11 protein-coding genes and 2 pseudogenes are annotated in these 12,878 nt (G+C 31.1%); 4 read left to right on the forward strand and 9 right to left on the reverse strand.

Annotation, left to right across the window (positions count from 1 at the left end; translation table 11 throughout):
- Nucleotides 1-6: 6 nt before the first annotated feature.
- The 8 genes and pseudogenes from NH288_RS08040 to NH288_RS08075 all read right to left on the reverse strand — a co-directional run bounded on the left by NH288_RS08040 (nt 7) and on the right by NH288_RS08075 (nt 8,935).
- On the reverse strand, nt 7-1,134 hold the full coding sequence (locus NH288_RS08040) for a restriction endonuclease subunit S (RefSeq protein WP_265214486.1): 1,128 nt from the start codon (nt 1,132-1,134) through the stop codon (nt 7-9).
- 8 nt (nt 1,135-1,142) lie between these two features.
- Nucleotides 1,143-2,027 (reverse strand): annotated as a pseudogene (locus NH288_RS08045) (HsdM family class I SAM-dependent methyltransferase); the annotation flags it as partial.
- Nucleotides 2,028-2,114: 87 nt separating this feature from the next.
- A complete protein-coding gene (locus tag NH288_RS08050) occupies nt 2,115-3,608 on the reverse strand; it encodes a recombinase family protein (protein WP_265214487.1) in 1,494 nt (497 codons plus the stop codon).
- Nucleotides 3,601-5,271 (reverse strand): recombinase family protein, encoded by a 1,671-nt coding sequence (locus tag NH288_RS08055; protein ID WP_265214488.1) that lies wholly within the window; start codon nt 5,269-5,271, stop codon nt 3,601-3,603. The genes NH288_RS08050 and NH288_RS08055 overlap by 8 nt, the downstream gene beginning before the upstream one ends.
- Nucleotides 5,271-6,941 (reverse strand): recombinase family protein, encoded by a 1,671-nt coding sequence (locus NH288_RS08060; RefSeq protein ID WP_265214502.1) that lies wholly within the window; start codon nt 6,939-6,941, stop codon nt 5,271-5,273. Before NH288_RS08060 ends, NH288_RS08055 begins: the two co-directional genes overlap by 1 nt.
- Nucleotides 6,942-7,041: 100 nt before the next feature.
- Nucleotides 7,042-7,197, reverse strand: a complete 156-nt coding sequence (locus NH288_RS08065) for a hypothetical protein (protein ID WP_002837550.1) — start codon at nt 7,195-7,197, stop codon at nt 7,042-7,044.
- 542 nt (nt 7,198-7,739) lie between these two features.
- Nucleotides 7,740-8,150, reverse strand: a complete 411-nt coding sequence (locus tag NH288_RS08070; RefSeq protein WP_044567254.1) for an RNA polymerase sigma factor — start codon at nt 8,148-8,150, stop codon at nt 7,740-7,742.
- Between the two features lie 269 nt (nt 8,151-8,419).
- Nucleotides 8,420-8,935, reverse strand: coding sequence for a hypothetical protein (locus NH288_RS08075; protein WP_414731757.1), 516 nt, complete (start codon nt 8,933-8,935; stop codon nt 8,420-8,422).
- A gap of 194 nt (nt 8,936-9,129) precedes the next feature.
- On the opposite strand from NH288_RS08075, the gene NH288_RS08080 reads away from it, so the two are divergent.
- The 4 genes from NH288_RS08080 to NH288_RS08095 are packed head-to-tail and all read left to right on the forward strand — an operon-like array spanning nt 9,130 to nt 11,654.
- Nucleotides 9,130-9,531 (forward strand): helix-turn-helix domain-containing protein, encoded by a 402-nt coding sequence (locus tag NH288_RS08080; RefSeq protein WP_000852883.1) that lies wholly within the window; start codon nt 9,130-9,132, stop codon nt 9,529-9,531.
- Between the two features lie 8 nt (nt 9,532-9,539).
- Nucleotides 9,540-10,088, forward strand: a complete 549-nt coding sequence (locus NH288_RS08085; protein WP_265214496.1) for an ImmA/IrrE family metallo-endopeptidase — start codon at nt 9,540-9,542, stop codon at nt 10,086-10,088.
- Nucleotides 10,089-10,096: 8 nt separating this feature from the next.
- Nucleotides 10,097-10,579, forward strand: a complete 483-nt coding sequence (locus NH288_RS08090) for a hypothetical protein (protein WP_265214497.1) — start codon at nt 10,097-10,099, stop codon at nt 10,577-10,579.
- On the forward strand, nt 10,572-11,654 hold the full coding sequence (locus tag NH288_RS08095) for a virulence RhuM family protein (protein ID WP_265214499.1): 1,083 nt from the start codon (nt 10,572-10,574) through the stop codon (nt 11,652-11,654). The genes NH288_RS08090 and NH288_RS08095 overlap by 8 nt, the downstream gene beginning before the upstream one ends.
- Nucleotides 11,655-11,870: 216 nt before the next feature.
- Here the strand turns inward: NH288_RS08095 and NH288_RS08100 are convergent.
- Nucleotides 11,871-12,733, reverse strand: a pseudogene (locus tag NH288_RS08100) (transposase); the annotation flags it as partial.
- Nucleotides 12,734-12,878 lie beyond the last annotated feature (145 nt).

Here is a 12,878-nt window from a genome sequence, read left to right on the forward strand (position 1 = left end):
GCCTCCTTATTTGATTAGAGATCCATCAAAGGCATCCTGCATAAGACAATCAAAAAGATCTGCTAGCTCTCTTAGAGAGTTATTCAAAATCTCCTTCTGGTCCTCTATCTTCTCGACAAGGGATGCGAATTTGTTTTGTTGGTCGATTTCAATTACTGGTATTTTTACTTTTTTTAGGTTAGAAATAGGTAATTGAGGTTGAGCACTTCCGCTCATAGATAATTTTAGTATGGGGGTACTTCTTATAATTTGCTGAAAATATATAGGATTAATTTCTTTTTTTCTTCTAAGAATTACCATTCCTGAATTTATTCTAATTTGATTAAAATTGACAGATTTATCATAATATGCTATATTTCCAACAGTTCCTCTAGTAGTTAATATTATATCTCCTAGTTTTGCTTTCCCTTTTCTTAATAAATCATCTCTTTCTTTGGAAATAAATTGAAGTTCATCAAATTTAAATCCTGTAGCAGTAACATTTTTGGCATTTAAAAATAGGCAATATCCCTCGTCTTTAAGATCATTTTTCTTAGGGTAGTTTTTACCTCTATCACCATCAATAAAATCAAATATTTCCTCTAAAATTAAATTTTCATTTTTATAATTTTTAAAATACTGACTAAATGCACTCTCCACCAAATCATCCAAGGCTTGGATCTGGTCCTTGCGGGTTTGGATTAGGGAGCTTGTTTGATTTAAAATATTTGCTATTTTTTCTTGTCTTTCGATAGTATATTTAGGGAATTTTATTTTTTCAAAATTCTTTCTTGTCAAATGCTTCATCGTAGACCCATGTGCGTTTTTAGAAGATTTCACCAATAGGTATTTCACAGCATATTTAAAAAAATCTTTATTTATATTTATTTTATCAAATACAACTTTAAAAATATGCTGGTTAAGATATGCTTCTCCATCTTCCCACTCAAAGACATCTAAGGTAGCAGACCATGAGATTAAAATATCACCTTTGTTTATCAGGTATTTTTCATCCAATTTTAAATTTGTATAGTTATATTCAGCATTAGGGTTTGTCAAGTTTTGTATTCTTATTATTGGCAATCCATTTCCGTGCCAATCTGATGGTTTAAAGCTATATCCATTTATATAACTAGCTACATCTCCTAATTTCACCCACTCCATCAGATATCACCCAACATTTCTTTTAGGTCTTTTATGCCCTTGGCGAAGTCCTTTTCCATGCCTTCTATCCTTCCTATGATGACTTCTGGCTTATCGTATTCGATTTTTTCGTATTCGATTTCCTTGTATTTATTGATGGATAGGTCGTAGTCGTTTTGGGCGATTTCTTCCTTATCTACCATGAAGCACTTGCCTGTTCTTGGCTTATTTATTTGGTCTTCTAGGTTTTCGAAGGATTTTATTATATCTGGGATGTCATTTTCTTCGATTGGGGTCCTGTTGTCATTGAGGCTGTAGCCGTCGTTTTCCATATCGTAGAAGCAGACCTTATCTGTTCCGCCTATGCCAGTCTTGTTGAAGATTAAGATCCCTGTGGATACTCCTGTGTATGGCTTAAAGACTCCACTTGGCATGGAGATGACTCCCTTTAGCTCGTGGTTTTCGATTAGGTTTTCTCTTAGGGCTTTGTGGGCCTTGCTTGCTCCAAATAATACTCCATCAGGAACTATTACTGCTGCCCTACCGCCTGGTTTGAGCATTTTGATGAAGAGTTCTACAAAGAGGAGCTCGGTTTTTTTGGTTTTGATGCTTGTTATGATGTCTGTGGAAACTGATTCATAGTCAAGTGAGCCTTTGAAGGGAGGATTGGCCAAGATTAGGCTGTAGGCATCCCTATCTGGGTTATCATCTGAGAGGGAGTCTCTGTAGGCTATGTCCGGGTTTTCTACTGAGTGAAGCATCATGTTCATGGCTGATATCCTTAGCATGGTGGTGTCCATATCAAAGCCGTGGAACATGGAGTTGTGGAAGTGATTTGCCTTATCTGGATCATAGAAGAGGTCTGGGTCATTTTCCCTGAGGTATTCGCTTGCTGCTACCAAAAATCCAGATGTGCCCTCTCATGTCAAGCTTATGACAAAAAGGGATTATAGTTATGTAATATAAAAGAGAGCGATTGCTCACTCCCTTTGCTACTTCCATATTATGTTCAACACTTCGTTTCCTTCGCAGATTACTGAGTCTATATATTTCTCCATCAATTCTCTGGTAAGTTTAGTGTTGTCTATTACTTCTTTTTTTTCTTTTGCTTTTTGTATTTTTTCTTTTATTGCTTGTATTTCTTCATCTATCAAATTTTTAGAGTCAATGAATTTTTGTCTATTCATATTGCCTAATTTATACTTCTCAAAATTCTGCATTTTTTTAGCTTCAAGATCTTCGATAGATTTTTCCATTGGTTTAACTTTTACTTTTTCATCCTTGATTGGATCTTCTAAACCATACTTTTCCTTTATTGCTTCAAATACTTGCTCTTCAAGGCTTCCTGCTCTTGAGTTCTTGTGTTTTACATTATTACACTTACATATCCTACAAGTAAAATATGTGTGTACTCTAAGGCTTCCATCAGGTCTTTTGTGTTTAGATTGAGTACATCCTAGAATGTGATTACAAGTTGGACATTTTGCAAAACCTTGTAATGGTGATTTCTTTCTCCATTCATAATCGGTATTTTTACCTTTCATAAATAGATTCTTCTCTTTAATCTTCTGAACTTTTTCAAAGTCTTCTTTAGATATAATAGCTTCATGATTATTCTCAACTCTTCCCCATTCTTCTTTTGGTTTGAATTTAAAAGAAGATGGATTTAACACTGACTTATCTTGCATATTGAAAGTGTAAGTTCCAGTATAATTTTCATTTGCTAATACATCTATTACATTGCCATTAGTCCAAGTTGGTCTAGGTTTTTTCGCAGTTCTAATTATTGAATATTCAAAGTCAAGATTGGTTAATTCACTCTTTCTTTTTGATGGTGTTGGAATTTTTTCCTCATTTAATATCTTAGCTATATTTCTTGAAGATATACCATCAAGTGCAAGTTTGAAAATCTTCTTTACTATCCAAGCTGTTTCTTCATCTACTATGATTTTATGTCTATCATTAGGATCTTTCATATAACCCAATGGTGGACTCCAAGCTAAAAACTTTCCTTGTTTTTTAAGTGTGGTCATAGAAGACTTTACCTTTTCGGAAATATCTTTTGTGTAGAAGTCATATAATAGTCCCTTGAATTGAATATCTAAATCTGTTCCATTTCCTTTTTCTTTGTCACTATCATAGCCATCATTTATGGCGATAAATCTTACTCCTAGGAATGGAAATATATTTTCAAGATAATCTCCAAGTGTTATATAATCTCTCATAAATCTGGACAAGTCTTTTACAATTATAGTCTGTATATTGTTTTTCTTTACATCTTCGAGCATTCTTTGAAAGGCTGGTCTATTTTCATTTGTTCCAGAATATCCATCATCAACATATTCTTCTCTTGTGAAGTTTTTAAATTCTTCATTCTTATCGAGATAATCATTTAGATAAGCTCTTTGATTTATGATACTTTCACTCTCATCAGTCTTTATCATATCTTCAACGGATAATCTAATATAAAGAGCAACCTTACTCATCGTCTGTTCCTCCTACTAAATTATCTATATTGAATTTAAAGACTATTTCAAATTCGTGTTTATCATAAACTATTATTTTTTCAATTAAGCTATGGATTAAATCACCAGGTAGCTTTTCCAAATTCTTTGAAGCATATAAATCATTTATCCATTTTGTTGATTGTAATCTTTCTTTTTTAAGTTTTGATATATTAACTTCAATTGCTGAAATCTCGTTATCAAATGTAGCCATATGACTTTGAGCAATCTCTCTTCTTAATAGATACTCGTCTCTATCAATCTTACCTAAACTGTATTCCTCATAGGCTCTTTGAATGATATTTTCTTCATTTAGATTTTTTCTTTTAAGATTTTCAATGTCTTTCTTAAAAGTATCTATTGCGTTATTAAATCTAGCTTTAATTCGATTAACAAATTTTGTCTTGCTAGTTGTCTTCATAATAAACTCAGAAATCTTATCATTAATAGCCTGATCCAAATCTCTTTCCATAATGAATACTGATTTTTCGGGTTTTATACTTCCACTAAATCTCTCATTCTGAAATGAATAGTAAAGTCTATCTTTATTTTTACCATAGATACGAGTTCTTCTATTAAGTTCTTTGCCAGTATTATTATTGTTTACAAGACCTTTAAATCTGTTCTCATAGTCCCTATTTTCAAAATTGTGCATTGGCGAACTGAAAACATGATTTTTCTTTCTTTCTTGTCTTTCTCGTAAGATTCTTTCGTGAACTTCCTTAGAAATGATTGCTTCATGTGCATTCTCACAAATTATATACTGACTTTCATCTACAAAATGTTGTTTAATTCCTTTTGCAAGATTTTGTTGCTTAACTCCTTGTACTAAAGTCCCTGTATAAGCTGGGTTTGTAAGCATTTTTGAAATTGTCCCTTTATTCCATTCAGGATCATCATCTTCTCTGTAAACTCTCCCAGTTTTATAGTAAATCATTCCAGGAGCATATCCTTTTTCGTTAAAATGCTTTGCGACTTCATATTGGCTTTTGCCTTGAAGAGTTAAATCAAACATCTCTTCAACAATAAATCTAACATTTTCATCAATTACAAGCTTTTGACCTTCTTTAGATTTTTTAATCCTGTACCCATAAGGTGGAACAGAACCAATAAAGTATCCGTTTCTTGCCCTATTGTGTTTTGAGGTCTTTATCTTAACGGAAATATCCTTAGCATACATATCGTTGATAATATTTTTAAGAGTAACCTCAAAAGATTTCTTTGAATCTGTTTCTTTGACTGTGTCTAATTTATCATTAACTGAAATAAATCTAACCCCTAAAAATGGAAAAACTTTATCAATTAATCTTCCCATTTCGAGATATTCTCTTCCAAGTCTTGATAAATCTCTGATAATAATGCAATTGATTCTTCTATCCCTAATATCTTGCATCATATTCTGAAATGATGGTCTTTCAAAGTTTGTTCCACTATATTCATAGTCAGTGTAAACTTCTAAAACATCTATATTTTCTTTTAATGCATATTCTTTACAAGACAGTATTTGAGTTTCTATTGAGTATGATTTTTCTCTCCACTCTTCTGTTCTTTCGTTAGATAGTCTTGTATAAATTCCAGCCTTAAAGACTTTTCTTTCTGTCTTTTCGCTTTTCTTTTCAATATATCTTTTGGAAGTTCTTGCCATTATAAAACACCTCCAGCTAATTGCATTGGAGTCTTATTTTCAAGAGCATTTCCAAATACCTTATTTATTGAAATCAAATTCTTTTTTACTTCGGACTTGCTTTCACTTTCTTCTTTTATAAGGGTCTTCAGTAAGTTAACTGTTTCCAAATTATTAAAGACAAAATTAATCTCATTATTTTCTCCGATTTCAATCCTATCTATAAAAGATACAATTGTTAGCCTATTTAAGTTGCTTAAATCAGTGGGAACAATTTCGGAAACCAAACTGTCCTTGTTTTTCATCTTTTCTTGCAAGTTGGCAAGTATATTTTTCTTTGTAGCAATTTGTTTCTCTATTTCCCTGATCTTAATAAGATAATTTTTTCTGAACCTTTCAAACTCTTCAGAAGTTATAAGCTCATCTTCTAAGTCCATATATAAAGATTGTCTAAGTCTTTCATACTTTCTCTTTTCTGAGTTTAAGCTTTCAAAGTCAATATTAAATGTAACTTTTGATACATCTAACTTATTAACTTGACTTAGTAATTCATTGTATTTTTTTAAATAATCTTTAAGTGCAAAAAGAGTCATATCCAGTAGATAGTCTTCTTTTATACTATGTCTTGTGCAATCTCCTTTGTTATTATAGTGAGAACAAATATAAAAAATATTATATCCATTCTTGGACTTAACCTTTCTTCTAACCATTGAAGATCCACAATCTTTGCAATAAAGCATTCCTGATAAAATATGTGGTATATCTGCCGATTGTTTTACATCTCGAAGCATCATCTTATTAGCCAAAGCATAAATGCTTTTTGAAATAATAGGCTTATGAGAGTCGTTTATTACAATCCAATCTTCTTCATTTACTTCTACTTCTCTCTTAGACTTGTAATTTAGTTTTCTAGTTTTCCCTTGTTCAAGCACTCCTATATAGACCTTGTTTGTAATAATCCTATTGACCATTTTTGCGTCCCATTTAGAGTCTTTAACAATAAAACCAGTAGTATGATTATCACCAGAATTTTCTTTATGCTTAGATGGTGTTACACAACCTATGCTATTTAAAAAATCTGCAATAGCCTTAGACGAATAACCGTCTATCTTCATATTGAAGATTCTTTCAATTATATGTGAAACTTCTGTATCAACGACTAACTTATGTTTGTTTTTGCTATCCTTCTTATAACCAAAAGGAGCAAATGCACCAATAAATTCACCATTCTTTCTTTTGATCTCTTTTGAAGATTTAACTTTCATAGAAATATCTCTACAATAAGAATCATTAATAAAGTTTCTTATTGGAAGAATTAGGTGTGTATCGCTTACATCTGCATTTTCACTGTCATAGTTATCGTTTACGGATATAAACCTTATACCTTTTTCTGGAAATATCTTTTGAAGATATTTTCCTGATTCGATATAATCTCTCCCGAAACGGGATAAGTCCTTCACAATAATTGTTTTGAACTTCTTTTCTTCAAGATCTTGAATCATCTTCTTGAATTTTGGTCTGTCAAAATTAGATCCTGAAAAGCCATCATCTACATATTCAGCAACAACTTTAAAATCATTGTCCCTTGCATATGATTTGATAATCTGTCTTTGATTTGAAATAGAATTACTTTCTGTGCTATCTCCATCCTCTCTCGATAAACGAAGATACATACAAGCAAATTTTTCCATCACAAAACCTCCTTAATTTGTATTTGGGCAAATAGTCATTAAGGAGTTCTTCTACCACTTATATTTTACCGCACCCAAGTTTTTAAGTCAGCACCCCAGCTTATAGTCTTATACAAGCTCTACATAAATAAAGCTCAACAATATCTAGTAAGTCGAGGGACTCTTTATCACTTTGAGTGTAAGTAATTTTTTTAGAATAATCTTCTTTTGATATTTGCTCTTTAGGTTTATATTTCTTCTTTTCTTTTGTATTCATAGGTTTTACCTCACAATATAAAATTAAAGTTTTTTGACATTGACAAGTGCCTTGGATTAGCAACATAGGAATCTCACCTCCGCCTCTGTTCAGGATGAGCCGGCTTCAACCTTAGAAGTATCATTATCCTCATTTTCTTCATAGCGAATAGGGTATCCCTCCCTATATTCAAACTCTTACTTATCGCTCCCTTTCTTCTTCCCTTGCTTTTAGCTTAGCAGTACTTGTTTTGCCGAATTATTCAGCAGAAAGATCTTGGCGGATAGGTTATCACGCTCCAAAAATGATTAATGTCTTGTCTTGGTCTATTCAATTGTTAAGGTTCAAAATTTATCGAGAGTTATTAATCTTTTTAAAATTTGACCATCAGAAAATACTTATCTTGATGAAACAAAATTGTTTAAAATTACCCTCTTATACTTAACAGTGAAAAGAAGCCTTTCTTGCTAACCAATTTTCAAAAATAAATTTGGTTAAATGAAAAGGTCCAATTCCCACTGCATAAGTAACAGTGAAAATTAGACCCTCTTGGTAACTGTCATCTAAAAGTCTTCTAACATTTCCTTTAGTTTTTCTAAGACTTTATTACGCCTTTTAATAACGGCTGGATTAGAAATATTCAGTTTAGCGGCTACTTCTCTAATTGTTTCTTCTTTATAAAAAAGACTTTCTATCAAATCCCTTTCAACAGGATTGAGTTTAGAAATAGCTCTTCTTACTTCTTCAATCATTTCCTTTGTTTCGATAATTTTTTCAACATCAAATTCCAGATCTTCTAAATTTTCTTCAAAATTACCATCATGATCATAGGAACAAAAAAAGAAACAGTTATTTAACCTGTCTCTTCTCATTTGATATTTCTCTTTATTCAATTCACTATGATAAGCAAGATACACTTCCTTGCTAACAACCACTTTCTTTCCTTCTACAAATAAATAATATTCTTTGTCCATTAATTTTTCCTCCTTGTTGACATGAATTTCTTTTGTTTGAAAATGAAATTTACACAAGGAGGGCTTCTAATTCTATGCATATATTCTCCTGGGCATAAAAAAAGACCGAAAGAAAATAAATTCTTTCAGTCAATAAATGCCAATATTAAATTTAGGTGCAGATCACCCATCATGGATATTATATATGCACTTAAGTACACATAAAATTCGTATATGGTACTTTTTTCATTCGGAAATAGTACGCAATAAGTTCGTCATAAATTAATTTCTTAGATGTTCATTATTTCTTCAATGCTACGACCGTCTTCAAGTTGGCTAATAGCAGTCGGTAGAGTATATCCCCAAATTATTACACCAACCAATGCAATTGCTTCCTTTTTTCTTTGATAATAAACAGTTCTCTCTAAAGATACACTTCTCATACAAGCTTCATCAGTAATCTTTTTTTCAAAAATGTAGTAGTTATAAATAATCTTATGATAGATGTCTCCATATTCTGGATAAACTTTTAGTCTAACACAGGCATCATAAATTATTAAAAGCATAAGCTTACTATCCATCACATTAGAAACTCTATTATTAAACTTTTCTTCAACTCTTTCTGGAACAAATGTAGAAAGATACAAGTAAGCAGATTCTGAAGTTGATCCATAGTTTTCTTTACTCTCAAACATCATAAAATTTGCCCTACTATCTACTGCCCAGGTAACTTGTCTATATAAACTTAAAATAAGTTTTGCAGCTGAACTAATCTCTTCAAATTTCAAGTTGCTATCTGCATACATGTTCATTATATTCTTTAAAGTTTTACTTACTCTCAATCTAATCACCCCAATACAACTTATTTACAAACTTGAATGTTTGTGCTATAATATGAATATAAGTTCAGTTTGTATTATATCTCAAATTGAAAAATAATTCAAGCACTATTGTTCGTATTAAAAGTTATAAATGCACATTAGTTCAGGAGGTTAAAGTTATGGCTTTTGCGGATAGATTAAAGGAATTTCGTGAAAAAGAAAAGTTAAGTCAAGCAGATTTTGCAAAAATGATAGGAATAAGTACAAGAACTCTTGTACATTATGAAGATGGAGAAAGATACCCAAGAGATGTCGAGGTTTACAAAAAAATTGCTGAGGTTATGGACTGTGATTACAATTATCTTTTAGAAGAAAGTGATGAGTTTTTAAATCGAGTTTATAACATGGGTGGCAAAAAAGAATTAGAAAAAGCTAGAGCATTAACAGAAGGTCTAAGTTCTTTATTTGCAGGTGGAGAAATATCTGATGAAGATAAAGATGCTGCTTTTGAAGCTATTACTCGTGCTTATTGGGAGGCGAAAAGAGAAAATAAGAAATATGGTCGTAAGAAAAAAGATTAGGTGATTATATGAGCATGAATCGCTATATATATGATAAGGTTAATCGACTTATAAAAAAATATAAGACACGAGATCCTATCGAATTAATAGAAGCTTTGAATATTAACCTGGTATATCTACCTGAAACAAAAATACTTTTAGGAATGTACCATTATATTCAAAGGAACAGATTTATTTTTATCAGTAGTAACACAAATTTTAATAGAAAGACGATATTAGCACACGAATTAGGTCACGATCAACTTCACAGAGATTATTGTATGAGTGGCGGAGCTTTTCATGACCAAACAGTGCTAAACCCTACAAATAAATTTGAAACTGAAGCTAATATTTTTGCAGCTCATTTATTAATAAGTGATGAAGATATCCTAGATAATATCAATGATCAAGTTTGTGATTATGAAATCGCTGGACAATTAGATGTAGATATAAATTTACTAAATCTAAAAATTTCTGAGTTAGCAAAAATGGGCAAGTTTAATAAACCAGTTAATGTTAATATACCTCAGGGAGATTTTCTTAAAAACTATCGTCCTGAACATGATGATTATTATTAGGAGATTCTATGGGAATTTTTATTGCAGGATATTTTTTATTAATCCTTTCTGGAATAGTTTTCTACTATCTCATCTCTACCTACTCTGTAAAAATCTCAGCATTTTTGATTGATTTTATAGTTGTAGGTTTAGGGTTTTATATATCCATAAAAGATAAATTAGATAACAAATTAGCTATTCCCCTTTCAATTACAGTAGTAATAATTTATGGAATATTGCTAGTTTTAATAAATCAAAAGCTACCAAAAATCAGTAATCTTTTAAACTATATAATTGCTTTTATAGGATCATCAGTCGCCCTATGGTTGGCACTAGATTTTATAACAAACGCTCTAGCCGCTTTTAAAATAATAGGTCAAACTTATCATCAATTACCAATAACAAAAAGTATGATGATAAATTCTTTTATACATTATGTAATTGTATTCTTAATTAGTATTCCAGTGTTTAAAGGTAGAATGAAATTTATATTTGGAGGGAATTATGAGTAGAGAAGTGGATAAAAACAAAGACGAAAATCAAGAAAAAAAAGAACTTCAAATCAGATCATCCGCTGCTGAATACTTGACTTTTATTGCAGCGAATGGTGATGATCAAGAAGCTATCGAAATTAGATATGAAGATGAAAATATTTGGCTAACTCAAAAAATGATGGCTGCTCTTTATGATGTCAGCACTGCAGCAATAAATCAGCACTTAAAAAAAATATTTGACGACAATGAATTACAAGAAGAAGCAACTATTAAGAATTTCTTAATAGTTCAAAAAGAAGGTTCTAGAAATGTTTCAAGGGAAACAAAGCACTATAATCTGCAAGCAATTATTGCAGTAGGCTTTAAAGTAAATAACGAACGTGCCGTCCAATTTAGAAAGTGGGCAAACCAAATTGTAAAAGATTTTACAATTAAGGGTTGGGCAATGGATGATGAAAGACTCAAAAATTCTGGCACAAAACTTACCAAGGATTATTTTGAAAAATTACTTGTAAAAATCCGTGAGATTAGATTATCTGAGAGAAGATTTTATCAAAAAATCACAGATATTTATGCCACTTCTTTAGACTATGATCCATCTGCAAAAGCAACAAAAAGATTTTTTGCAGCTATTCAAAATAAATTACACTATGCCATTCATGGAAAAACTGCAGCCGAATTAATTGTAGATAGAGCCAATCACAAAACTAAAAATATGGGACTTACTACTTGGGAAGGCTCTCCAAATTCAAAAATTCATAAATATGATGTAGTAGTTGCAAAAAATTATCTAAACGAAGAAGAATTAAATCAAATGCAAAGAATTGTTTCATCTTATTTGGACATGGCAGAACTTCAAGCAGAAAGACATATCCCTATGACTATGGAAGATTGGGAAAAAAGATTGAATGGATTTTTACAATTATGGGATAAAGAAATTCTAAAAGATGCAGGAAAAGTCTCTGCAGCTCTTGCTAAAAAGCACGCAGAAAGTGAGTTTGAAAAATACAGAATTATACAAGATAGACTCTACAAAAGTGATTTTGATAAGTTCTTAGAACTAGAAGACAATACTAAAGATTTAGAAAAATAACTTGATATACGATTAACGCTTATATTGTGTCTGTAAATAATTTTGTGTATCAACCTAAATCCTGATAAAAAGGTAAGGGTTGATACGTTTTTTATGTATCAATGTTAGTCCATTCCTATAGGAATGGAGCTTTTCTTAATTTTACACAACTTTAATAAACTGTAAAATTTTCATGAAAATTTGCAGACGATTTCACTCATTTTTCTATTTTGATTTTTAAAACTTCCCTTCAAAAAATATTGATAATTGAGATAAAATTTTATCCAAGCCACGTATTCTACTTGTCTATTTACTTGAGATATCTACCATTGCTAGATACAAACTTTTTTGTAATGTGTAGTCATTTGGAAATATGGTTTTGTTTTTAGTTACTTTTCTTAGTTGCCTATTGAAGTTTTCCATAGCATTTGTTGTATATATTAGTTTTCTTATTCCTTCTAGATATTTGAAATATGTTGATAGTTCTGCCCTGTTGTTTTTCCAAGGGCTTATACACATTGGATATTTTTTATCCCATTTTTCTTCAAAGATTCCTAGATTTGTTAAGCTAAGTCTTCTGTTGATGCTTTGTATACTGCTTTTTTTACTACTATGTTGTTTTCCCTTACGTGATAGTGTATGGCGTCTAAAAAGACCATAGGATAGATTTTTTCTAATGGTCTATTTTGCCACTCTTCTATGGTTTGTAGTATTTTGTTGGTTATTTTACTTACCATTTATACCATTGTTTCTGATATGCCAAAGCCATAGATATCTTTGATGTAACTTGATATATCTCTTGTTGTCATTCCTTTTCCATACATTGATATTATCTGATTTTCTATGTTTGATATGTATTTTTCGTATTTTTTTAATTCTTGGGGCTCAAAGGAACCATCTCTATCTCGTGGAATATTTAAGTCTATATTCCCGTAAGATGATCTAACTGTTTTTTTGCTTGAACCATTTCTTGTATTTAAGGATAGCGGTTTTTCTCCATATTCATAATCTAAATGCTCGTCTAATTCTGCTTTTAAAAGTTATTCCATGGTATCGCATAAAAATTTTTTTAGTGCTTCTTGAATATCTTGTGCGCTTTGAGGCTGATATCATTCTATTAACATTTTTGCTATTTTGCTTCTTTTTGTTTACAGTCTTTTTCTTGACATAAAAATTCCTCCTGATTAGTTTTTACTTACCCTAATCAGGAGGTTTCTATACACAAATTTTTACACAGTCATATTA

Source organism: Anaerococcus sp. NML200537 (genome assembly GCF_026131715.1).
Classification (GTDB): domain Bacteria; phylum Bacillota; class Clostridia; order Tissierellales; family Peptoniphilaceae; genus Anaerococcus; species Anaerococcus kampingae.

What these genes read in the sequence shown, in the direction of transcription:
- NH288_RS08050 (WP_265214487.1), bottom strand. Translation starts at nt 3,608, where the DNA reads ATGAGTAAGGTTGCTCTTTATATTAGATTATCCGTTGAAGATATGATA.
- NH288_RS08055 (WP_265214488.1), bottom strand. Translation starts at nt 5,271, where the DNA reads ATGGCAAGAACTTCCAAAAGATATATTGAAAAGAAAAGCGAAAAGACA.
- NH288_RS08060 (WP_265214502.1), bottom strand. Translation starts at nt 6,941, where the DNA reads ATGGAAAAATTTGCTTGTATGTATCTTCGTTTATCGAGAGAGGATGGA.
- NH288_RS08065 (WP_002837550.1), bottom strand. Translation starts at nt 7,197, where the DNA reads ATGAATACAAAAGAAAAGAAGAAATATAAACCTAAAGAGCAAATATCA.
- NH288_RS08070 (WP_044567254.1), bottom strand. Translation starts at nt 8,150, where the DNA reads ATGGACAAAGAATATTATTTATTTGTAGAAGGAAAGAAAGTGGTTGTT.
- NH288_RS08075 (WP_414731757.1), bottom strand. Translation starts at nt 8,935, where the DNA reads ATGTATGCAGATAGCAACTTGAAATTTGAAGAGATTAGTTCAGCTGCA.
- NH288_RS08080 (WP_000852883.1), top strand. Translation starts at nt 9,130, where the DNA reads ATGGCTTTTGCGGATAGATTAAAGGAATTTCGTGAAAAAGAAAAGTTA.
- NH288_RS08085 (WP_265214496.1), top strand. Translation starts at nt 9,540, where the DNA reads ATGAGCATGAATCGCTATATATATGATAAGGTTAATCGACTTATAAAA.
- NH288_RS08090 (WP_265214497.1), top strand. Translation starts at nt 10,097, where the DNA reads ATGGGAATTTTTATTGCAGGATATTTTTTATTAATCCTTTCTGGAATA.
- NH288_RS08095 (WP_265214499.1), top strand. Translation starts at nt 10,572, where the DNA reads ATGAGTAGAGAAGTGGATAAAAACAAAGACGAAAATCAAGAAAAAAAA.